At 69.4% G+C, this 20174-nt stretch carries 17 protein-coding genes; 9 read left to right on the top strand and 8 right to left on the bottom strand.

Features of this window, described 5'->3' with window-relative positions; all coding sequences use genetic code 11:
• Window positions 1-34: 34 nt before the first annotated feature.
• Window positions 35-1390, bottom strand: coding sequence for a lysine N(6)-hydroxylase/L-ornithine N(5)-oxygenase family protein (locus ABZS61_RS20460; RefSeq protein ID WP_356422865.1), 1356 nt, complete (start codon window positions 1388-1390; stop codon window positions 35-37).
• Window positions 1391-1639: 249 nt separating this feature from the next.
• Here ABZS61_RS20460 and ABZS61_RS20465 point away from each other — a divergent pair, with 249 nt between their 5' ends.
• The 4 genes from ABZS61_RS20465 to ABZS61_RS20480 all read left to right on the top strand — a co-directional run bounded on the left by ABZS61_RS20465 (window position 1640) and on the right by ABZS61_RS20480 (window position 5858).
• Window positions 1640-2587, top strand: a complete 948-nt coding sequence (locus ABZS61_RS20465) for a methionyl-tRNA formyltransferase (protein WP_356422868.1) — start codon at window positions 1640-1642, stop codon at window positions 2585-2587.
• Between the two features lie 585 nt (window positions 2588-3172).
• The gene (locus ABZS61_RS20470) at window positions 3173-5008 is read left to right on the top strand and encodes a glycoside hydrolase family 15 protein (RefSeq protein WP_356422871.1); all 1836 of its coding nucleotides are present in this window, start codon (window positions 3173-3175) and stop codon (window positions 5006-5008) included.
• Between the two features lie 88 nt (window positions 5009-5096).
• Complete coding sequence (locus ABZS61_RS20475; RefSeq protein WP_356422874.1) at window positions 5097-5306, top strand: hypothetical protein; 210 nt, start codon at window positions 5097-5099, stop codon at window positions 5304-5306.
• Window positions 5307-5531: 225 nt separating this feature from the next.
• Entirely contained in the window at window positions 5532-5858 is a 327-nt protein-coding gene (locus ABZS61_RS20480; protein WP_356422877.1) for a plasmid stabilization protein, read from the top strand.
• A gap of 143 nt (window positions 5859-6001) precedes the next feature.
• Here ABZS61_RS20480 and ABZS61_RS20485 read toward each other — a convergent pair whose 3' ends face one another.
• The 4 genes from ABZS61_RS20485 to ABZS61_RS20500 all read right to left on the bottom strand — a co-directional run bounded on the left by ABZS61_RS20485 (window position 6002) and on the right by ABZS61_RS20500 (window position 9338).
• Window positions 6002-6967, bottom strand: coding sequence for an LLM class F420-dependent oxidoreductase (locus ABZS61_RS20485; RefSeq protein WP_356422880.1), 966 nt, complete (start codon window positions 6965-6967; stop codon window positions 6002-6004).
• Window positions 6968-7095: 128 nt separating this feature from the next.
• Window positions 7096-7872, bottom strand: a complete 777-nt coding sequence (locus ABZS61_RS20490; protein WP_356422883.1) for a VOC family protein — start codon at window positions 7870-7872, stop codon at window positions 7096-7098.
• Between the two features lie 198 nt (window positions 7873-8070).
• The gene (locus tag ABZS61_RS20495; RefSeq protein ID WP_356422886.1) at window positions 8071-8745 is read right to left on the bottom strand and encodes an HAD family hydrolase; all 675 of its coding nucleotides are present in this window, start codon (window positions 8743-8745) and stop codon (window positions 8071-8073) included.
• Between the two features lie 56 nt (window positions 8746-8801).
• Window positions 8802-9338: an isochorismatase family cysteine hydrolase gene (locus ABZS61_RS20500; RefSeq protein ID WP_356422889.1), complete on the bottom strand. Its 537-nt coding sequence runs from the start codon at window positions 9336-9338 to the stop codon at window positions 8802-8804.
• Window positions 9339-9634: 296 nt separating this feature from the next.
• Between ABZS61_RS20500 and ABZS61_RS20505 the strand changes: the two genes are divergently transcribed.
• A complete protein-coding gene (locus ABZS61_RS20505) occupies window positions 9635-10726 on the top strand; it encodes a glutamate--cysteine ligase (protein ID WP_356423116.1) in 1092 nt (363 codons plus the stop codon).
• A gap of 167 nt (window positions 10727-10893) precedes the next feature.
• Here the strand turns inward: ABZS61_RS20505 and ABZS61_RS20510 are convergent, their stop codons facing one another.
• A complete protein-coding gene (locus ABZS61_RS20510) occupies window positions 10894-12231 on the bottom strand; it encodes a BTAD domain-containing putative transcriptional regulator (RefSeq protein WP_356422892.1) in 1338 nt (445 codons plus the stop codon).
• Between the two features lie 119 nt (window positions 12232-12350).
• Here ABZS61_RS20510 and ABZS61_RS20515 point away from each other — a divergent pair, with 119 nt between their 5' ends.
• Entirely contained in the window at window positions 12351-12878 is a 528-nt protein-coding gene (locus tag ABZS61_RS20515; RefSeq protein ID WP_356422895.1) for a hypothetical protein, read from the top strand.
• Window positions 12879-12950: 72 nt separating this feature from the next.
• On the opposite strand, the gene ABZS61_RS20520 is transcribed toward ABZS61_RS20515, so the two are convergent.
• Window positions 12951-13193, bottom strand: coding sequence for a DUF6411 family protein (locus ABZS61_RS20520; RefSeq protein ID WP_356422898.1), 243 nt, complete (start codon window positions 13191-13193; stop codon window positions 12951-12953).
• A 451-nt stretch (window positions 13194-13644) separates the two neighbouring features.
• Between ABZS61_RS20520 and ABZS61_RS20525 the strand changes: the two genes are divergently transcribed.
• The 3 genes from ABZS61_RS20525 (at window position 13645) to ABZS61_RS20535 (ending at window position 18381) form a co-directional block, all read left to right on the top strand.
• Window positions 13645-15192, top strand: a complete 1548-nt coding sequence (locus ABZS61_RS20525; protein ID WP_356422901.1) for a DUF4331 domain-containing protein — start codon at window positions 13645-13647, stop codon at window positions 15190-15192.
• A gap of 208 nt (window positions 15193-15400) precedes the next feature.
• Window positions 15401-16711, top strand: coding sequence for a tetratricopeptide repeat protein (locus tag ABZS61_RS20530; RefSeq protein WP_356422904.1), 1311 nt, complete (start codon window positions 15401-15403; stop codon window positions 16709-16711).
• Window positions 16708-18381 carry a nickel transporter gene (locus ABZS61_RS20535; RefSeq protein ID WP_356422907.1) on the top strand — a complete coding sequence of 558 codons (1674 nt, stop codon included), beginning with the start codon at window positions 16708-16710 and terminating at the stop codon, window positions 18379-18381. The genes ABZS61_RS20530 and ABZS61_RS20535 overlap by 4 nt, the downstream gene beginning before the upstream one ends.
• A 90-nt stretch (window positions 18382-18471) precedes the next feature.
• On the opposite strand, the gene ABZS61_RS20540 is transcribed toward ABZS61_RS20535, so the two are convergent.
• Window positions 18472-19812, bottom strand: coding sequence for a S1 family peptidase (locus ABZS61_RS20540; protein ID WP_356422910.1), 1341 nt, complete (start codon window positions 19810-19812; stop codon window positions 18472-18474).
• Between the last annotated feature and the right edge of the window lie 362 nt (window positions 19813-20174).

Consider the following 20174-nt stretch of genomic DNA (forward strand, 5'->3'; position numbering starts at 1 on the left):
CCGCGCCTCGGCCCCGACCCCCCGCGACTGCGGGCTAGCGGACTGTGCTCGCGGCTCCGTCGGCGACCGGCCTGGCCTCGTCGGAAGCGGACTTGACGCCCCGGTCGAGCAGCGAGTCCAGGATCTCGCCGACCCGGATCGCGGTGTTGGAGAGCAGGGACGACGTGATGCCGTGCGTGTGCTCCGTGCCGCCCTGCAGGTAGATGCCGCAACGCAGGTCGGAGTCCGTCGCTATGCGGTAGTCGCGCTCGACGCGGACACGGCCCTCGTCGTCGCGGAGGCAGCGGTCCGCGACATCGCCGAGGAGGCCGACGGGGTCGACGGGGCTGTAGCCGGTGGCGAACACCACGATGTCGGCGTCCAGCTCGCTCTCCTCCCCCGTGACGAGGGACTTCACGGTGGACCGGACCTTCTCCGGCGTCTCCTCGACGCCGGTGAGCCGGGACACGTTGATGAAGCGCAGCCGCTCGGTGCCGAGGACCTTCTCCTGGTACGCCTGGCGGTACAGGTCGTCGATGAGGTCGATGTCCACCACGGCGTAGTTGGTGTTGCCGTGGTAGTCCATCAGCTTGCGCTTGATGTCGTCGGGCGCCGTGAAGTACTGGTCGACCGCCTCGGGGTCGAAGATCCGGTTGGCGAAGCTGCTGTCGTCGGCGGGGCTGTAGCCGTAGCGCGAGAAGACCGCGCAGATCTCGGCCTCGGGGAAGACGCGGTGCAGGTACGCGACGTTCTCGGCAGCGCTCTGCCCGGCGCCCACGACGACGAACCTGGAGGGCGATGTGCCCTCCAGCCCCTCGACCTTCGCCAGTAGATCGGAGTTGTGCCAGACGCGGTCGCCGCGCTCGACGCCCTCCGGCATGAGGGGACGCAGCCCGGTGCCGATGACGAGGTTGCGGGCTCGGTGGACCTCGAGACCCTCCCCGGACCGGACCGTCACGTCCATGTACTCCACGACTCCGTCACGGACGACGGGGGTGACCCCGACGACCTCGTTGCCGTAGGAGACCATGTCTTCGACCTGGGCCGCGGCCCACTCGAAGTAGTCATGGAACTCGACCCGCAGCGGGAAGAGGTTCTTGTGGTTGATGAAGTCGACCAGCCGGCCCTTGCTCTTCAGATAGCAGAGGAAGCTGAACTCACTGGTCGGGTTCCGGAGCGTCACCAGGTCCTTGAGGAAGGACACCTGCATGGTCGCGTCGTCGATCAGCATGCCTCGGTGCCAGCCGAAGCGTGGCTGCTGCTCGAAGAAGTGAGCGCTGACCGCCTCCTGCGAGCCGGTGCGTGCGTTGTGCTCGCTGATCGCGATCGCCATGGCCACATTGGACGGACCGAAGCCGATGCCAATGAGGTCGTGGACCGGTGTTACGTCGCCAGGAAGAACCTGTGACATGTCACTCCCATCGTGCGGGGAAGCCGCCTGTGAGGCGTGGGGGAAGGTGCGGGATGTGAGCACGCCGACGAAGCGGCCCGCTGGAATTTAGGTAAGCCTAAGCTAATCATGTGGAGCTGTCGATAGGGCAGGCCGGAGGCGCGATCGCAGGAGCTCCCGCCAACTACGGCTTCAGGCCATCGCGTTGCATACTAAGGTAAGGCTTGCTTTACTGACCAACGACCATTACCCACCCTGAGGAGGAACCCCATGCGGGTTGTCATGTTCGGTTACCAGACCTGGGGGCACCGCACCCTGCAAGCCCTCCTGGACTCCGAGCACGACGTGGTGCTGGTCGTGACACACCCCAAGAGCGAGCACGCGTACGAGAAGATCTGGAGCGACTCGGTCGCGGACCTCGCCGAGGAACACGGCGTCCCGGTCCTGATCCGCAACCGCCCCGACGACGAGGAACTGTTCGAGCGCCTCAAGGAGGCCGACCCGGACATCATCGTGGCCAACAACTGGCGCACCTGGATCCCGCCGCGCATCTTCGGCCTCCCCCGGCACGGCACGCTGAACGTCCACGACTCGCTGCTGCCGAAGTACGCCGGCTTCTCCCCGCTGATCTGGGCGCTCATCAACGGCGAGCCCGAAGTGGGCGTCACCGCGCACATGATGGACGACGAACTGGACGCCGGGGACATCGTCCGCCAGGAGGCGGTTCCCGTCGGGCCGACGGACACGGCCACCGACCTCTTCCACAAGACGGTCGACCTCATCGCCCCGGTCACCACCGGCGCACTCGCGCTCATCGCGTCCGGGCAGACGGAGTTCACCAAGCAGGACCGCTCCCTGGCGACCTTCTTCCACAAGCGCTCCGCCGAGGACATCCGCATCGACTGGAACTGGCCGGCAGAGGACCTCGAACGCCTGGTCCGCGCCCAGTCCGAGCCGTACCCCAGCGCCTACGCCTTCCACAAGGGCAAGCGGCTCGAGGTCCTCGCCGCAGTGGTGTCGGAGGGCCGCTACGGCGGTACTCCCGGACGGATCTTCTACCGTGAGGGCGACGGCGTGGTGATCGTCGCCGGAGCCGACGCCCGCACGGGCCGCAACCACGGTCTGGCCGTCACACGCGTACGGACCGAGGACGGCCGGGAGCTGCCCGCGACGGAGTACTTCACCTCCATGGGCGGCTACCTGACCAGCCGTCCCTGACGCGCCGGCTGGTCCAGGTCGCGAGCGGTGTCGGCGGTCGGCACATGGCTCAGGAGCTCGGGGCCCTTCTGCTGACAGCGCCCCGGACCAGACCCTGGTAAGCGGCGATGAACTCCGTCCGCTCCTTCTCTCCCACCGGGAAGCCCGCCACCTTGCTCGCGTTCCAGTCGGCGGCTTTCTGGGGGCTCGCGAAGCAGTTCACCGCGGTGCTGCTGCCGATTCCGCGGGGATCCCCGCTGACGATGTCGAACCGCTCCCGCACCTCACGGGGAAGAACTCGTGGTTCTGCGGCATCTGAACCGTCCCGGGGCCGCCGGGGTTGAAGAACAGGGTGCCGATGCGCCGTCCGGGTCGGGGTGCCTTCCGCTTCTCGGTACGCATCCGGGTCATCGCCACAGCGGGCCCGCCTCGCGCGCGAGGCGGGCCCGCTGTGGCGATCTCCTGCCGCCGATCAGGCGCGGCCGCCCGAGCCGTCCGCCGAGCCCTGTCCGCACGGCTCCGTCGCACCCCGCATCGAGTAGCGGTCTAGCATGAATAGTGAGGTTTCGTCCCCCAGGCCCGGGCCACAGCGGCAGGGAGGCCGGTATGGCGTTCGACACGACTGGTTCCGAGCAGACGGGCGGCCGCGGTTACCTACCGATCTCCGACCACGGCCTGATCGGCGATCTCCGTACGACCGCCTTGGTCGGCACGAACGGCACCATCGACTGGTACTGCTGCCCGCGCTTCGATGCGCCCAGCGTGTTCGGGTCCATCCTCGACGCCGAGCGGGGCGGGTCGTTCGAGTTGGCCGCCGAGGTCCCGACCCGCACCAGGCAGTTCTACTTCCCCGACACGAACGTGCTGATCACACGGTTCTTCGCCGCGGACGGGGTGGCGGAGATCCAGGACTTCATGCCCGTGGCCGAGGAGGCGCGCGAGGTGGCCCGGCACCGGCTGATCCGGCGGGTGATCTGCGTCCGCGGAACCCTCCCGTTCAGGGCGCGGATCGCCCCCCGTTTCGGCTACGGCACCGAAGCGCACACCACACACCTCGAAGGCCGCACGACGGTGTTCCGTTCCCCGTCACTGACACTCGCGCTGACCGCCACCACACCCCTGGAGAGCGACGGCCTGGACGTGTGGTCGCACTTCAAACTCCTCGAGGGTGAGTCCAACGTGTTCGCCCTCGACCAGATCGACGACGACGTCCCGGCCCGGTCGTGCCCGCGCGCCGAGGCGCAGGAGCAGGCCGAGGCGACCGTTCGGTTCTGGCGCCGCTGGCTGGGTGCTTCGCGCTACCACGGGCGGTGGCGGGAGACGGTGAACCGCTCCGCGCTGGTGCTGAAGCTCCTCACCTACGCGCCGACCGGTGCGATCGTCGCCGCACCGACCACCAGCCTGCCCGAGCAGATCGGTGGCCAGCGCAACTGGGACTACCGCTATGTCTGGGTCCGCGACGCCGCCTTCTGCGTCTACGCGATGCTGCGCCTGGGGTTCACCTCGGAGGCCGAGGCGTTCATGGGGTTCATCTCGGAGCGGGGCATCCTGCGGGGCAGGGGCGAGAGCGGTCCGCTGCAGATCATGTACGGCATCGACGGGCGCACCGAGCTGCCCGAGTACGAGCTTCCGCACCTCGCGGGCTACCTCGGTTCTGCACCGGTCCGCGTGGGCAACGCCGCCACCGGCCAGCTCCAGCTGGACATCTACGGTGCGCTGATCGACTCGATCTACCTTTACGACAAGTGGGGGCAGCCGATCAGCAGCGACCGCTGGGACGAGGTCGGTGCTGTGGTGGACTGGTTGTGCGAGCACTGGGACCAGCCCGATGAGGGGGTGTGGGAGACCAGGGCGGGCCGGCGGAACTTCGTGTACTCGCGGCTGATGTGCTGGGTGGCGCTGGAACGCGCGATACGCATGGCGAACCGCCGCGGTCTGCCGGCGGACCTGCCCCGCTGGCGGGAGTCCCGGGACGCGATCTACCGGCAGATCATGCGGCGCGGCTGGTCGGCCGAGCGAGGGGCGTTCGTCCAGGGGCTGGACGACCACGTGCTGGACGCCTCGCTGCTGATGATGCCGATGGCCAAGTTCGTCTCGCCCACCGACCCCAAGTGGCTCTCCACCCTGGACGCCCTCACCACGGACCTGGTCTCGGATTCGCTGGTGTACCGCTACGACCCGATCGCCAGCCCGGACGGTCTGCAAGGCCCTGAGGGCACCTTCTCGATCTGCTCCTTCTGGTACGTGGAGGCGCTGGCCCGCGCAGGCCGGCTGGAGGAGGCCCGGCTCGCCTTCGAGAAGATGCTCACGTACGCCAACCACCTCGGTCTGTTCGCAGAGGAGATCGGCCCGACCGGAGAGCAGCTGGGCAACTTCCCCCAGGCCTTCACTCACCTCTCGCTGATCAGCGCCGCCTTCAACCTCGACCGCGCACTGGGCTGACGCGGCGGCACCACCGTGACGGCGGTGCCCTCCCGGTGACTTCGAGGCGTTGCGGCGCCGTGCTTCGGCCAGTCAGAGTGCCGGGCGCGTGCTTTCCGTAACCACCAGCTCGAACCCTGCGGTGAGTCGCGAGTGCGGCGCCATCGCGCCCGCGTCGATCCTGCGCTTCCAGGAGGAGAACGGCCTCTACGACTTCGACCGGAAGCCGAAGTTCGACATCGCCCGGATCCGCACGGTCCAGACCGCCGAGGCAGCCTACGAACGGCCGGAGGGGAATCGGGGGACGGCCCTCGGGTGACGAGCGGGACGCCCATCCGCACGTTCCGGTCGCCGAGCACGGCGGCTCGGCACCCGGAGCGTCACCCGAGCGGCGCGGCCCGGCAGGCGCAAGCCTCTCGTGGGTGCCATGTTTCCGACGTGCACCAGCGGTAACGGGGAAAGTGGGGCAGCACCGCGTCCCCGTGAGATCGGACCCGTACACGTACGGGCCCAGCCCTCGAAGAATACGAGGAGGAGAAGCACCATGCCGGCAGGATCCAGCCCCAAGCGTGAGCGCCAGTACGAGCACGTCAAGGAGAGTGCCGAGAAGCGCGGCACGTCCGAGAAGCGTGCGAAGGAGATCGCCGCCCGCACCGTCAACAAGGAGCGTGCCCGCTCGGGAGAGGCGAAGACGGCGAGCAGGACGTCGACACGCGACCCGAAGTCGGCTTCGCAGCGTGGCGGTGAGCGCTCGCACAAGGGTGCGCAGGGCCGCACCAAGGACCAGCTGTACCAAGAGGCCAAGAAGAAGAACATCGAGGGCCGCTCGACGATGAACAAGGAAGAGCTCCTCAAGGCCGTCAGCCGCTGAGCCGGGCAGGGCGCTCCCGTGCGGCCCCCGCCGCCCGCAGGACGGTTCCCTTCCTGCGGGCGGACCGGCCTGCCTTCCTGCGCGTCGGGCACGTGCGAGGCGATCCCGGCTCCGAGAGTTCGGCGACCGGGCCGCAGGACCTCTCAGAGCGCGCGCAGGGCGGGCAGGAGCTTGTCCTGCGCCCAGCGGATGAAGGACTCCTGATGGGATCCGCCGATCTGGACAAGCGCGACTTCGGTGAACCCTGCCTCGGTATAAGCGCGCACCGCTTCGACGAACTCCCGGACGTCGTCGCCGCACGGGACGGACTGCGCGACATCCTCCGGCCTGACGTACTGGGTGGCCTGGTCGAAGGCGGCCGGGCCCGGTAGTTCGGAGTTCACCTTCCACCCGCCGACCGACCAGCGGAACTGATCGTGCGCCCGCTCGACCGCCGCGTCCCGGTCGGGGTCGTAGCAGACCGGAACCTGACCAACCCGCGCCCTTCCGGCACCGCCGTGCCGGTCGAAGCCGGCCAGCAGTTCCGGCTTGGGCTCCGTGGCGATGACGAGGTCCGCATGGCGCCCGGCGATCGCGCACGACCGCTCACCCGACACCGCGATACCGATGGGGACGCGCATCTCGGGCAGGTCCCACAGCCTGGCGTTGTCCACGTCGAAGTGCGTGCCGTGATGGTTCACGTACCCTCCGTCGAATAGCTCCCCGATGATCTGCACGGCTTCCTCGAGCATCTCCAGCCGCACGTGCGGGGCCGGCCACCCCGCGCCGACCACGTGCTCGTTGAGGTTCTCGCCCGAACCCAGTCCGAGCCGGAACCTCCCCTCGGAGAGCAACTGCATCGTCGTCGCCTTCTGCGCCACCACCGCGGGATGGTAGCGAGTGGTCGGGCAGGTGACGTACGTCATCAGCCGGATGCTCGACGTGGCCTGCGCAGCCGCGCCGAGCACGCTCCACGCGTAGGGAGCGTGGCCCTGTGATTCCAGCCAGGGGAAGTAGTGGTCCGAGGTCACTGAGAAGTCGAAACCGGCCTGTTCCGCTGCCACCACGTCGTTGACGAGCGCTCGGGGTCCCGCCTGTTCGGTCATCATCGTGTATCCGATTTGCACCATAGAAGACGAGTTTCCGATCGTGTGCCACCCAAACGCACGTTCAGATCAATGGCGCAGCGATCAGATACCCGGTCCGTCTGCGGAAACAGACGATCCCCGGGTGGACCACACCGGACCGAGCCTCCGTGTCATCGGTCGGAGACGGAGAAGAGAGCACCTTCGGCGTCGGAAATCACGAACGCCCTCTCCGAGGAGCCACCGGGCGAGGGTACGGATGTCGCTTCACCGCCGTGGTCGACGGCGGCGGCCGCCGTCTGCTCGCTGTCCGGCACGAAGAAGTCGACGATCCACCGTGTCCGGGCTCTCGGGTCCGGAGCGGCATCGGTGGCTCCGCCCCGCAGAGTGGCCACGGTGCGCCCCCCGACCTGGATGAGCACGTGGTCCTGTGCGTAGTCGACCGTGCAGCTGCCGGACGGCCCGGCGGCCCAGTCGAAGACCTCGGCATAGAAGATGGCCGCCTCGAAGGCGTGGCGCGTCTGCAGGTCCAGCCGAGCCGGCGCCCCCTCCCCCGCTGACCAGACCGGAGTCGACCCCTCCCAGAAGCCGAACGTGGCCCCTTCCCGGTCGGCAGCGACGCCGGCGCGCCCGTCGCCCAACGGGATCGGGCCCACCGCGAGCGTGGCTCCGCGTTCCCTGACCCTGTCCGCCGTCCCGTCCGCGCTACTCACTGCGAAGTAAGGAATCCAGACGGCAGAGGGCCCGTCACCGCCCGGGCAACGCCCGATTCCCGCGACCGGTCTGCCGTCCGCGAGTGCGACCGAGAAGTCGCTGCCGAGACTGCTGCCGTGAAACTCCCAGTGCATGACAGCCCCGTAGAAGGACTGAGCCGCACGCAGATCGCCTGCCGCCAGATTCACCCAACAGGGCGCGCCGCATTCCGGCGAGATCCTTTCGAGGGTCGACATCCGACGCTCCTTCGCCCGGACCGCACAACGGCAGGGCGGGCAGTTCGACCCGCGGGGCCCGCAATCCTCACTGCCCGATGGGCGCGGGACCGCGCGCGGGGTGGCCTGCCCCGCACCCCACGATGCCCCCGTCCCGGCTGTCCCGCACCTCGGCACGACGGCGCTCGCGGCTGATCCCCCGCTCTCGGCGGATCCGGCTCAGCCGGCTGCGCCGATGCGGGCGATGACGCTGGATTCCAGGCGGGAGAGAAGATCTGCGGGATTGCGGTAGATCTCCACCGCCCCCGCGTCCTCGAGCTCGACCCTGGGCACTCCGCCCGACAGGAGGCCCACAGCAGCCACCGACGCCCGGGTCGCCGCTTTCATGTCCCACACGGAGTCACCGACGTAGACCGTCTCGTCGCTGCGTGCGCCGGCGAGTTCCATCGCGTGCCGGATCGGTTCCGGATCGGGTTTCCCCTCGTCGACGTCGTCGGCACTCGCCGTGTCGGCGATGGCGTCGTCGGCGTCGAGGGCCCGCCTCATGGCCTTGAGCTCACCACCGGATGCGGACGTGGCCAGCACTACGGTCCAGCCCCGTGCGGAGAGGGCGCGCAGAAGATCCGCCGCGCCCTCCAGGGGCGGTAGGCGTTCGAAGTAGGTGGCGTACAGAGCCGAGTGCACGGCGCTGATCCGTTCATCCTGCTCGCGGTCCCGCCCCGGCCCGAGAAGGTGCTCGACGAGATCGGCGGATCCAAGTCCGATGGCCCGGTGCACCGCGGTCATCGCGACGGTGTGGCCTGCCTGTCGAAAAGCCTCCCACCACGAGATCACGTGCAGGTAATTGGTGTCCACGAGCGTTCCGTCCACGTCGAACAGAGCAGCACGAGCCATGGCCTTTCCTCCATCGGCAGCTGTACACAGAGGATGCGCGCCGTCGTGGTCGGACGTCAGAATTCGACTTCCTCGGCGGCACATACGCGGGCGCCCATGTTCCGTTCCATCATGCGGAGTGCGGCCTGAGCGAGGTCCGCATGAATATGGGCCACCCCCTCCTCAGGAATCGTAAGACCCAGGTGGCGGATATGCGCATCCAGTGCCGAGTAGAGAACGCATTGCTCCGTCACCTGACCGCAGAGAACGAGATGGCCGACGCCCACTTGGTCGAGCAGGTACGAAAGGGGTGTCTCGTAGAAGATCGAGTGCCTGGCCTTCACCACGAAGAGTGATTGCTCGTCCGGTCGCAGCGGTTCGACCAGATCGGGTCGGGCGCCGGCAAGTGCCGATGCCACGATCTCCCCGTGATGCGAACGCCATTCCCCGAAGTTGTCGTTGGCGTAGATAACCGGTGTGCCGTTCGCGCGGGCCGCCCGCAGCAGCCCCACGATGACAGGAACTGCACGTTCTGCCGAAGGAAGGAGGTGCTCGGCATCCTGATGGTCATAACCATTGATCATGTCAATGACGATCAGCGCCTTGCGTAGCATGAATCCCATGGTGACATTCACTCCCGTCCGCTGCGAATTCTCTGGGGCTCGACGTCGGCAACGGGGGAACCTGGGCCCTTTCCGTGTGCGCGGTTCCGAATCCCGTCTCCTGTGTCGTGCAACCCTCCGTGTTCCCGCCGCGCCCACCCGGCCGTCGTCGGCAGCGAACGTGGACCGGGAGCCGGCGCCTGGTGGCGCCCTTCTCGAGTGAAGCCGGGAACACGGGGCAGTCGGTGAGTGGCAGGAACAGCGTGCCCGGCCGTGGTGGCGGGCAGGACGGGGCTCGGGAGGCCACGATGGTGCGGACGGTGGGTGTCGAGGAGGAGCTCCTGCTCGTCGACGAACAGAACGGTGAGCCTCGCGCGCTGTCGACAGCAGTGCTGGCCCTCGCGGAACGCCGTGCGGAGGGCGAGTCGGTCTTCGAACCGGAACTCCATGACCAGCAGCTGGAGTTCGCCACCCAACCACGCACCGACATGCGCGAACTCGCGGACGAGATCCTTCGCTCGCGGGCCGAGGCGGCGAAGAGTGCCGCGCAGGCCGGGGCTGCCGTGGCGGCGCTCGCGACGTCACCTCTGCCGGTCAGCCCCTCGATCGGCGAGGGCGAGAGGTACCGGTGGCTCGCCGAGAAGTTCGGGCTGACCACACAGGAGCAACTGACCTGCGGATGCCACGTGCACGTCTCGGTGGAGTCGGACGAGGAGGGCGTCGGTGTGCTGGACCGGGTACGCCCCTGGCTTTCGGTGCTCCTTGCGCTGAGTTCCAACTCACCCTTCTGGCAGGGTATCGACAGCGCGTACGCCAGTTACCGGAGCAGGGTCTGGGGGCGCTGGCCGTCGGCCGGACCGGTCGAGATCTTCGGTTCCGCCGAGCGCTACCACGAACAGGTCGCGGCACTCGTCGACACGGGAGTCCTGCGCGACAAGGGAATGATCTACTTCGACGCACGGCTCTCGCACCGGTACCCGACGGTCGAGGTCCGGGTGGCGGATGTGTGCCTCGATCCGGCCGACGCCGCGCTGCTCGCCACGCTCGTGCGCGGGCTGGTCGACACAGCGGCACGCAGCTGGTCCGAAGGGGAGCCGCCCGACCCGGTCGGGGTGGGTGTCCTGCGTATGGCCGCCTGGCAGGCCGGACGGGCCGGGCTGGAGGGGCAGCTGCTCCACCCCCTGACCATGCTGCCCGAGCCCGCGTCCGACGTGGTGGGAGCCCTGCTCGCGCATGTCCGCGATGCTCTGGAGGAGAGCGGCGACCTCGCATGGGCCGAGTCCGCGCTCAAGAACGTACTGGAGCGTGGGACCGGGGCACGGATCCAGCGGGAGGCACTCGATCGCACGGGCAGTCTCCGTGACGTGGTGGCCGCGTGCGTGTCCAGGACGCACGGCTGACCCTGGTGCCTCCCGGGCCTTCGGGCAGCTGACGACTCGGAGGTTTTCACGCACGCCCTCCGTGGCGTCGCCATCCCCGGCGCCCCCGCGCAACAGCTGATCCACGGTTCGTCTACTTGCCCCCATTCAGGTTCCCGGCGCCCAGCACGTACCACGCGGACGCCCGCCTAGACCGTCGACACCTCCGTGCCGCAGGTGCGGAGGCTGCACCATCTGCGCCGACCGCTCTCGTCGGGAAACACCCAGCCGCAGCGCTCCCCCGGACAGACGCGGATCATGAACCTGGCCGGATCGGCCAGCAGTTCGGCCGCGCTGCGGGCCACACCGAGAAGGGGCAGACGCAGTCCGGCGGACGGCGACAGTCGCCACCGGCCCAGTCCGTCCTCGCCGAAGACGAACGCGGAGGTTCTTGCCGCGTCCTCCGCCACCCCGGCTACCGCTTTGAAGGCCCGCACATCATCGGGGGCGGTCAGAACGGCGTAGAGCTGCGTACGGAACGCCTGGGCCTCCTGCAGGACGGCCGCGGCATGGTCCGGTTGCTGTGCTGCCTGCTTGAGCAGCCCCGACACGACCCAGTCCTCCGCGAGATCCATATGGCCTGCCCAGACGGCCAGGGTGGAGTACGAACGCAGCCACTCGGATCCGGGCGAGGGCTCCCCGCGCCAGCCGGCGTAGGTGTTGCAGAACTCGAGCGCGGGGTGACCGCTCGTGGACCAGGGCAGCCACTCCTCCCCCACACGTACCGCGTACACGGGCCCGGGCGGCCGGTCCAGCCGGGGATCACCCCGCAGCATGCGCTCGTACAGGGTCTGCAGTCCGGCGGCCGGCTCGACGCCGAGACGGCTCACGAGCGCCCGCCGGGTGAGTCGGTAGAGGTCGAGGGCCTCGGCCTGCCGGCCGCTTCGGCGCAGCCCGGTCATCTGTGCCGCGACCAGCCTCTCCCTTTCGGGGTGCACGGGGGCGAGCGGGGAGAGATCAGCGACCACCTTGTCGTGGTCGCCGAGTTCCAGCTGCGCCTCCGCTCTCTGTTCCAGTGCGGACATCCTCAGTTCGTCGAGGTGGCTGCCGAGCCGCTTCCGCAGCGCGTCCTCGGCCACGTCGGCAAGCAGCGGCCCGTGCCAGAGGGCGAGTGCCTGGTCGTAGTGGCGCACACGCTGCACGGCGTCTGCGGTCGCCCGTGCGCGGCCGCACAGGGCGATGAAGTCTCCGGCATCGATGGTGTGGCCATCCGGGTCGAGGACGTATCCACCGTGCCGGGTGTCGATGTGCAGCCCGTGCGGCCGCAGTCGGGCGCGGATGCGGCCTATGTAGGTGTGGATGATGCGGCGGGCGGACGCGGGGGCGTCAGCGTCCCACAGCAGGTCGGCGAGGCGGTCGGTGGCGACCACCCGCCCTGCCTCGAGGAGCAGGATCGAAAGGAGGCAGCGCTCCTGACGGCGGTCGGCGACTGGGACCGGTGCACCTTCGTGTCGGGCCTCGAAGGGACCCAGCAGTTGGAACTCCATGACCTTGGTGAGCGTATCCGGCCGACGGTGGAGCGGACAGGCGTGGTCAGCAAGTGGTGAGAAGGCGGGGTCACGCTGTGGCCAGGTCAACAGCCGAACCTCATTGACGGGAAGTCACCATGCGACGAACAGCTCTGGCCATCGGATCAATCGTGACAGCCGTGCTCCTGGGCGCGACGCCGGCCCAGGCCACCGACGCCGACCGTTCCGGCCCGCAGCAGGGTCTCGGCTGGGAGCCCGCACCATCCGCGCCCTGGGATGTGGCCGCAGGCCTGCGATGCGACTTCGCCATCCATGGCGAACCTGTCGTGGACGGGGTGGTGCGGCGTGTTCTGGCCCGACACGCGGACGGGACGCCGAAGCGTGTGGCGTACAAGGGGGACCTCGTCATCCGGGTCACCAACAAGGTCTCGGACGTCTTCTACGACGCGGACGCGAGCGGCTCCGCAATCGTCGAGTACCGCACCGACGGATCGCAGTTCTGGTCGGTGGTGGGTCCCGTCCTGGTCGGCGTGGGTGAGGGCAACCTCGACCGGGGCATGTATGTCGTCGACGGCGTGTACACCCTGGCCATCAGCGCGTCCGGCCACAAGACCGTGACCATGGCTCATGGCTCGACGACAGACATCTGCGAGCGGATCGCCTGAACCGCACCCCCTGACGGGACCACTTCCTGGAGTTCGTCGCGCCCGTGGAGCGCAGGAATGCCGCAGAAGCCGTCAGAACGGCATGCGCCAGCGGGCGCGACGACCGGCCGAACCACTGCGCCCGACAGCCTTCGAGCTGCTGCGGAAGGGCTTGCTGAAGGCGCGGCCCAGGACACCGGGCGCCTTGCCGCCCGCACGGGAACCCAGGCCCAGCGTGCGCTGGGTTCCGCGTTCGGGATGGCGGGAGAGCCTCGGGACGAAGAATGCCAGTACGGCCAGGACGACACAGACGGCGACTATTCCGACGATGATCATCAAATCTCCTTCTGTAGCGGTGTAAGCCTCGCCTGCCCGCCGGGGGCACCTCCAATCCGGCTGACCGCTCCGAGACTGCCTGCCGCCACCTGCCGACGTCCCGGGCAGGCGGCACCTGAGAGCGGGCGGGCGGGAAGGGCGGGCACACCGCCTGGCACTGCAAAGCCGCACAACGATTCGTGACCCGCACGGTGGAAGCGGGGGCTTCGGCCGGCACATGGTCCGCCGCCTCACCGACTCGCGTTTCGGCTCATCCGCCATGGCATCCCTTCCCGGCTCGAACGGCCACCGCCGCGCTCACCCGCACTCGCACTCCCCGGTGTTCGGCCCCTCCTCCCGTCGGCAGCGCGGCCGAACTCGTTCGGTCAGGGCCGAACAAGACCGGCGCGGCGCACGTACTGGAGCTACGAGCAAGCCGGAACGGACCGATGCCGGATGAAGGATGGACGAGATGACCGCAACGACGAGAAGCGGCCGGACCTGGCGGGGGCGCGGGAGCATTGCTCTGGTCGCCTGTGGTGCGCTGGCCGCCGGAGGGCTTACAGCTGCCGGCGTGGGCATGCTGGCGCCGCGGACGGCGACGGCCTCGAGCCACCGGGAGGCGCCCCTGATCTCCGGACAGCCCCAGTTCGACACCACGGACGTGTACGCGTTCGTCAGCCCCGACCATCCCGACACGACGACGCTGGTGGCCAACTGGCTGCCGTTCCAGGAGCCGGCCGGCGGCCCCAACTTCTACACGTTCGCCGGCGACGCCCGCTACGACATCCACGTCGACAGCGACGGTGACGCCCAGGACGACCTGCTGTACCGGTTCACCTTCAAGGACCACCGGAAGAACGAGAACACCTTCCTCTACAACACGGGCGCCGTGGAGAGCCTGGCCGACCCTGACCTCAACTTCACTCAGACCTACGACCTGGAGCTGCTGCGGTTGCAGCACGGGAAGACTGTCTCGCGCCACCCGCTGGCGAAAGGTCTGCCGGTCGCGCCGTCGAACGTCGGCAAGGCGTCGATGCCCGACTACCAGGCGCTGCGCGATGAGTCGGTGCAGAAGGTCGCCGGCGGGCTCAAGGCCTTCGCCGGTCAGGCCGATGACCCGTTCTTCCTCGACCTGCGGGTCTTCGACCTCCTGTACGGCGGTGATCTGTCGGAGGTCGGCGACGACACCCTGAAGGGCTACAACGTCAACACGATCGCCCTTCAGGTGCCGAACTCGTACATCAGGGAGTCCGCCGAGCAACCGGTGGTCGGCATCTACGCGACGACGGAGCGGAAGAACGCCTACGGCGACTGGACGCGGGTGTCGCGGCTCGGCATGCCGCTGGTCAACGAGGTCGTCAACCCGGTCAAGGACAAGGACAGGTTCAACGCGTCGTCTCCCGAGAACGACGGCGACTTCCTGAAGAACGTCACCGAACCCGAACTGCCGAAACTCATCGAGGGAATCTACAAGATCAAGGCTCCGGCGGAGCCGCGCGACGATCTCGTCTCGGTGTTCCTGACCGGGGTGAAGGACCTCAACCAGCCTCCGGCGGTCAAGGCATCGGAGATGCTGCGCCTCAACACGTCCATCAAACCGGTCGCGGAGCCGAAACGCCTGGGGGTGCTGGACGGCGACAACGCGGGGTTTCCCAACGGGCGGCGCCTGTCGGACGACGTGCTGGACATCGCGCTCCAGGTCGTCGAGGGCGAACTCGTCGGTTCGAAGAACGACCTGGGCGACGCCGTCGACGCGAACGACAAGAAGTTCGGCACCACCTTTCCGTACGTCGCCCTGCCCACCGCCGGTTCCGACGTCAGGGCGGCTGAGGCTGCCACGAAGGCGAACACCACAGGACTGACAGGCGGAATGTCCTCGATCACCGCTTCGTGGGACGACGACACGGTGATGCTCGCCTCCGCGGGAGCGGGAGCCGCGACGGTGCTGCTGGTCGGCTTCGGCACGGCGTGGTTGCGGTCCCGCCGTCGAACCGAACACCGCTCCTGGCTCGGCTGACCACCGCCGTCGGGGGCTGTCGGGAGCTACAGCGGCCCGGCCTCTCCTGACGACGGCCCGCCTGCGTACGCGCTCCCCCACGACGCTGCCGAACCACCCACCGAGAACAAGGAGGGCAAGACCGATGCCCGTACGCAAGCCACGGTTCGCGCAATGGTGTCAGCGAGCGCATGGGCCGGGGCGTCGGCGCGTCTGCGCAGTCGTGGCGGTGGCTCTCGTGCTCACGGTCACCTCGGTGGCGTCCGGGGCCGGCAGCGATGCGGGGCGGCCCGAGAGCGCCGGGCGAGCGCTCACGGCGGGTGTGCCCGTCGAGCAGTTGGCCGTCGGGGAGCTCGCACAGGGCATCACCACCCTGCAGCGGCACCTGACGGCGCAGCCACGGGACGCCACCGGGTGGGCGACACTGGGCGCCGCATATGTCGAACAGGCTCGGACCAGCGGCGATCCGACACGGTATCCGCAGGCCGAGGCGGCGTTCGAGCGCTCACTGGAGCTGCGTGCCGCGGACGAGAACGACGCGGCACTCGCCGGGCAGGCGGCGCTGGCCGCCGCGCGCCACGACTTCGAAGCGGCGCTGATTCTGGTGGACCGGGCACTGAGGGTGAACCCGTACAGCGAGCGGGCCCTGTGCAGCCGGGTCGATGCCCTCGTCGAACTCGGCCGCTACGACGAGGCGCTGGAGGCGGTGGAGCTCGCCGACCGGCGGCGTCCCGGCCTACCCGTGTTCACGCGGTTCGCGTATGTCCTGGAGTTGCACGGCGACGTGAAGGGGGCGCGTCGGGTGCTGCTGCGGGCACTGGCCTCGGCGTTCAGTACCGCCGATGTGGCCTATGCCGCCACATCACTCGGCCAGCTCTCCTGGTCCCAGGGTGAGTTCCGCCAGGCGCTGGACCATTTCACGACCGCTCTGCGCGCCGAACCGGAGTACCTGCCGGCGCTGGAAGGACGAGGTCGTGCCCATGCCGCGCTGGGCGATCGAAAGCGTGCGGTGAGCGATCTCGAAGGGGTCGTACGGCGTTACCCGCTGCCTGGGCAGCTCGCCGCCCTCGCCGAACTGTACGAGACGGGCGGACGGCGCCGACAGGCCGAGGAGCAGTACGCGCTCATCCGTATCTGGACCCGCCTGGCCCGCGCCAATGGCGTCGCCACCGATCTGGAGTCCTCCCTCCTCGATGCCGACCACGGCAACGCCGCCGAGGCGTTGAAGTCGGCGCGCGCCGAATGGACCCGCCGCGAGAGCGTACATACGGCGGACGCCCTGGCCTGGGCGCTGCACGCGAACGGCAGGAACCAGGAGGCGCTGACGTATGCGAAGAAGGCGACCGCCGGGTCGCCCGGCTATCGGAACGCCTCTTTCCTCTTTCACCGGGGCATGATCGAGCGCGCTCTCGACGACCGCGGAGCTGCCCGCCGCCATCTGCGCGCCGCGCTCGCTCTGAATCCGGGCTTCTCACCCACGGGAGCCCGCGACGCCTCATCCGCCCTGTCGGCGCTGACCAGGCCCCGGGGTGACTCATGATCCGCCGTACTGCCGTCTGCGCTCTCGCCACGCTGGCAACGGGCACCGTCCTGGCTCTGCTCCCGGCGCAGGCGGCGCAAGCACACCCCTTGGGCAGCTTCACGGTGAACCAGTACGACGGTCTCGTCGTCGGTCCGGGAACACTCAGCGTGGACCATGTGGAGGACCTGGCTGAGATCCCGGCCTCGCAGGAGCGGAACCGTATCGACACCGACCGGGACGACCGGCTGGCGCCGGACGAACTGTCGGCATGGGCCCGGGTGCGGTGCGATGCGGCCGCCGAGGGCGCTCGGTTCACGGCCGGGGGCAAAGGCGCGGGCGGAACAGGGCTCTCCGTCTCGGTGGCGAGCACGAAGGCGCAGGTGCGTGCGGGGCAGGCGGGATTGCAGACCCTTCGCGTGACCTGCGAGATGACGGCGCCGCTGCCGGATGACGCGCGGTTGCGCCTCTCATACCGCCCGGCGGACGTGACCACCGGCATCGGGTGGCGGGAGATCACCGCCCGGGGCGACCGGATGATGGTCTCGGGGGCGGGCGTGCCCGGCACCTCCCGGTCCCGACGGCTGACCGCGTACCCCGACGATCTGCTCTCCTCACCGCCCGACTCGCGTTCGGCCACCTTCACGGTCCGCCCCGGCGGGCCGGCGCTGCAGGCGGGGACGGGGGACGAGGCGACGGGTTCCCCGGCGATGGGCGTGCTGCCGCGCGGCACGGATCGTTGGACGCAGGCGCTGACCGGACTGGTCGCCCGGCACGAACTGACTGTGGGCTTCGCCGCGCTGGCGCTCGTGGCTTCCCTGCTGCTGGGTGCCATGCACGCGCTGGCCCCGGGCCACGGCAAGACCATGATGGCCGCCGCCGCAGCGGCGGGCGGCCGTGGTTCCCTGCGCGACATGCTGGCCCTCGGAGCTTCGGTCACCCTCACCCATACGCTGGGCGTCTTCGCCCTGGGTGCTCTGATCACCGCCGGTTCGGCGGCGGCGCCGACCGTGGTGTCCTGGCTGGGGATCGCGAGCGGCACCCTGGTCGCAGTCGCAGGGGCGCTCCTGTTGCGCAGGGGGTGGCGTCTGCGCCATCGCCCTCATCACGGCCACGGTCCTCACGAAAGCCGTGCACACGGGCATGAGCACCCCCACGTACACGAGCACGGTGAAGATGCGGGAACCCGGCATGGTGAGGAGCGGGTCCCCGCCCTCACGGCTGTGCGCCACAACGAACACGGCGGCGAAACCGCGGCCCGCTCCCACACGCGGACGGATCCCGGCGCGGTGCACGGCGGCGATCACGGCCATGCGCATGACCACAGCCACTCCCACAGCCACACGCCGCCCGCCCCCGGGCTGCGCGGCGTGATACTCCTCGGCCTGGCCGGCGGGTTGGTCCCGAGTCCCTCCGCAGTCGTCGTGCTCGTCGGCGCGGCCGCTCTCGGCCAGGCATGGTTCGGCTTCCTGCTGGTCCTGTCGTACGGAGGCGGGCTGGCGCTCACGCTCGCGGGAGCCGGGTTCATGGTGGTGCGGCTACGGGAGACCACAGCGCGGAGGCTGGTGCAGCGGCCGCGAGGCCGGGTGCTGGCCCGTGCCCACCGGATGGCACCGCTCGCCACGGCCTCCGTCGTCCTGGTGCTCGGGTGCGGACTGGTGTTCAGGGGCCTGGCAACTGCTCTGAGCTGAGAGGGTACGGACAGGTCGGGCATGACGTCGCACCGGGAGCTGGGCGATCGCACCGCCGGGCCCGGAAGGACGCAGCCGCCGGTCGAACGGTCAGTTCCAGCTTCGGGCGTACCGGCGGCGGTAGCTGTTTCGCCGCTGAGCCGATCGGATCAAGCCGGTTGCCGCGAGCCCGAGAAGGCTCACAGCGATGACCAGCAGCCCAGGTGTGAGGGTCCGGAAGCTGAGGGAACCGCCGAACATCGGAAGCTGCCATGATCCTGGGGCAACGGCTCCTGGGGCAACGGCTCCTGGGGCGACGGCTCCTGCGGCAGTCGGGGGTGGGACCGGGCCGGTACCGTTCCCTTCAGCGGTCAGTCTCACACCGAGGGCTGCCATCGCCGTGGTTGCCGGCTGGAAGTACGTGGTGCCGCCGATCGTGCAGTCGCCGTTGCCCCCGGACGTCAGGCCGAGGGCGAGCCCGTCGGCGAACAGCGGTCCCCCGCTGTCGCCGGGCTCGGCGCAGAGCGTCGTCTCGATCAGGCCGGTCACCGTGCCCTCGGGGTAGTTCACCGTCGCGTTCAGCGCGGTCACCCGGCCGGAGCGCACCCCCGTGGTACTGCCACTGCGGAAGGCCCGTTGGCCGACGACGGCGTCGGCGACCGCCGTGATCCTCACCGCCCGGTCTCCGCCGACACCTACGACACTTCTCGTACCGGAGACGTCGCCGTTCGCGTACTCGACGAGCGAGAAGTCGCTGCCGGGAAAGCTGCCGACCGTTGTGGTGCCGAGTTCCCTGGTTCCCGTCGCGTCCTGGAACCAGGTGGTTCCGCGTGGACCGCAGTGACCGGCCGTCAGGACGAAATCCTGTCGGCCGTCGGTCACGTTGAATCCTGCGGAGCAGCGTCCGTTGGGGGCGAAGATCGGGTCGGCGCCGTTGAGCCGGGTGGAGAAGGTTCCTCCGCTCCGCTGCATGTGTACGAAGCTGCCGATCTCCTCGGCGAGGCCCGACATCCGTGACCAGTCCGTGGCGGACACGGTGCTGTCGGCATGCACGACGATCCGGTTGGACGAGTAGTCCACCGCCCACGCCGTGCCGGGCACCCGGGGGGCTCCGCCCAGCGCGTCGGTGGCCGACCGGAGGCGGACCATGCTGTGGCGGACGACTTCGGCGCGTGCCCCCGCCCGTCGGACCTCCGCCGCGGCCTCCTCATCCGTCACCGCGACGACCGGGCGGCCGTCGGAGCCGATCCACGTGCCGGCCGTACGCGATGTGCCGAGCTGCGAGACCAGGCCCGCGCCGAGTTCGGGGGGCGAAGCGGTGCCGCCTCCGCCGTCTGCCGGGGCCGAGGATTCGCTCGCCACGGCGCTGGTCACCATCAGCCCGCCGCAGAGCAGTCCGCCGACGGCCGCCAGCCGCGCGATCCGTTGCAGGCTGCGTCGTGCGTGCCTCATCCGTTGTCCCCCTCGAAGCCGTGCGGACACGACGTCACCGACGCCGGGGAGCGCGGGATTCAGTGCCCTCTCCCCATACGTGTCACCTCGCCGTCCTGTTCACCCGGCCGTGGCCGCCGCTCGGACGGACAGCCCCGAACCAGTACGGGAGTGAGTACCGCCCTCGCGAGATGTCCAGAACGTGCAACTTCGAGACCCTTCACCGACCGCACCCCGGGGCGGGTTTCAGCCGATTGCCCCGTGGCCCGGCGCCGCGGCGCTTCCGGAGCGGAAACTCCCGAACAGCCGACGCACGCCGACGCGCCACCGGTTCCACCCCCGCCCCGCCGGCCCGGTCGCGAGAGGCGCGGGGGCCACTCACC

The organism is Streptomyces sp. NPDC005566 (assembly GCF_040605575.1).
In the GTDB taxonomy this organism is placed as follows: domain Bacteria; phylum Actinomycetota; class Actinomycetes; order Streptomycetales; family Streptomycetaceae; genus Streptomyces.

Excerpts from the sequence above, each read along its gene's own strand:
- ABZS61_RS20460 (WP_356422865.1), bottom strand. The coding sequence starts at position 1,390 with ATGTCACAGGTTCTTCCTGGCGACGTAACACCGGTCCACGACCTCATT.
- ABZS61_RS20465 (WP_356422868.1), top strand. The coding sequence starts at position 1,640 with ATGCGGGTTGTCATGTTCGGTTACCAGACCTGGGGGCACCGCACCCTG.
- ABZS61_RS20470 (WP_356422871.1), top strand. The coding sequence starts at position 3,173 with ATGGCGTTCGACACGACTGGTTCCGAGCAGACGGGCGGCCGCGGTTAC.
- ABZS61_RS20480 (WP_356422877.1), top strand. The coding sequence starts at position 5,532 with ATGCCGGCAGGATCCAGCCCCAAGCGTGAGCGCCAGTACGAGCACGTC.
- ABZS61_RS20485 (WP_356422880.1), bottom strand. The coding sequence starts at position 6,967 with ATGGTGCAAATCGGATACACGATGATGACCGAACAGGCGGGACCCCGA.
- ABZS61_RS20490 (WP_356422883.1), bottom strand. The coding sequence starts at position 7,872 with ATGTCGACCCTCGAAAGGATCTCGCCGGAATGCGGCGCGCCCTGTTGG.
- ABZS61_RS20495 (WP_356422886.1), bottom strand. The coding sequence starts at position 8,745 with ATGGCTCGTGCTGCTCTGTTCGACGTGGACGGAACGCTCGTGGACACC.
- ABZS61_RS20500 (WP_356422889.1), bottom strand. The coding sequence starts at position 9,338 with ATGCTACGCAAGGCGCTGATCGTCATTGACATGATCAATGGTTATGAC.
- ABZS61_RS20505 (WP_356423116.1), top strand. The coding sequence starts at position 9,635 with ATGGTGCGGACGGTGGGTGTCGAGGAGGAGCTCCTGCTCGTCGACGAA.
- ABZS61_RS20510 (WP_356422892.1), bottom strand. The coding sequence starts at position 12,231 with ATGGAGTTCCAACTGCTGGGTCCCTTCGAGGCCCGACACGAAGGTGCA.
- ABZS61_RS20515 (WP_356422895.1), top strand. The coding sequence starts at position 12,351 with ATGCGACGAACAGCTCTGGCCATCGGATCAATCGTGACAGCCGTGCTC.
- ABZS61_RS20520 (WP_356422898.1), bottom strand. The coding sequence starts at position 13,193 with ATGATCATCGTCGGAATAGTCGCCGTCTGTGTCGTCCTGGCCGTACTG.
- ABZS61_RS20525 (WP_356422901.1), top strand. The coding sequence starts at position 13,645 with ATGACCGCAACGACGAGAAGCGGCCGGACCTGGCGGGGGCGCGGGAGC.
- ABZS61_RS20535 (WP_356422907.1), top strand. The coding sequence starts at position 16,708 with ATGATCCGCCGTACTGCCGTCTGCGCTCTCGCCACGCTGGCAACGGGC.
- ABZS61_RS20540 (WP_356422910.1), bottom strand. The coding sequence starts at position 19,812 with ATGAGGCACGCACGACGCAGCCTGCAACGGATCGCGCGGCTGGCGGCC.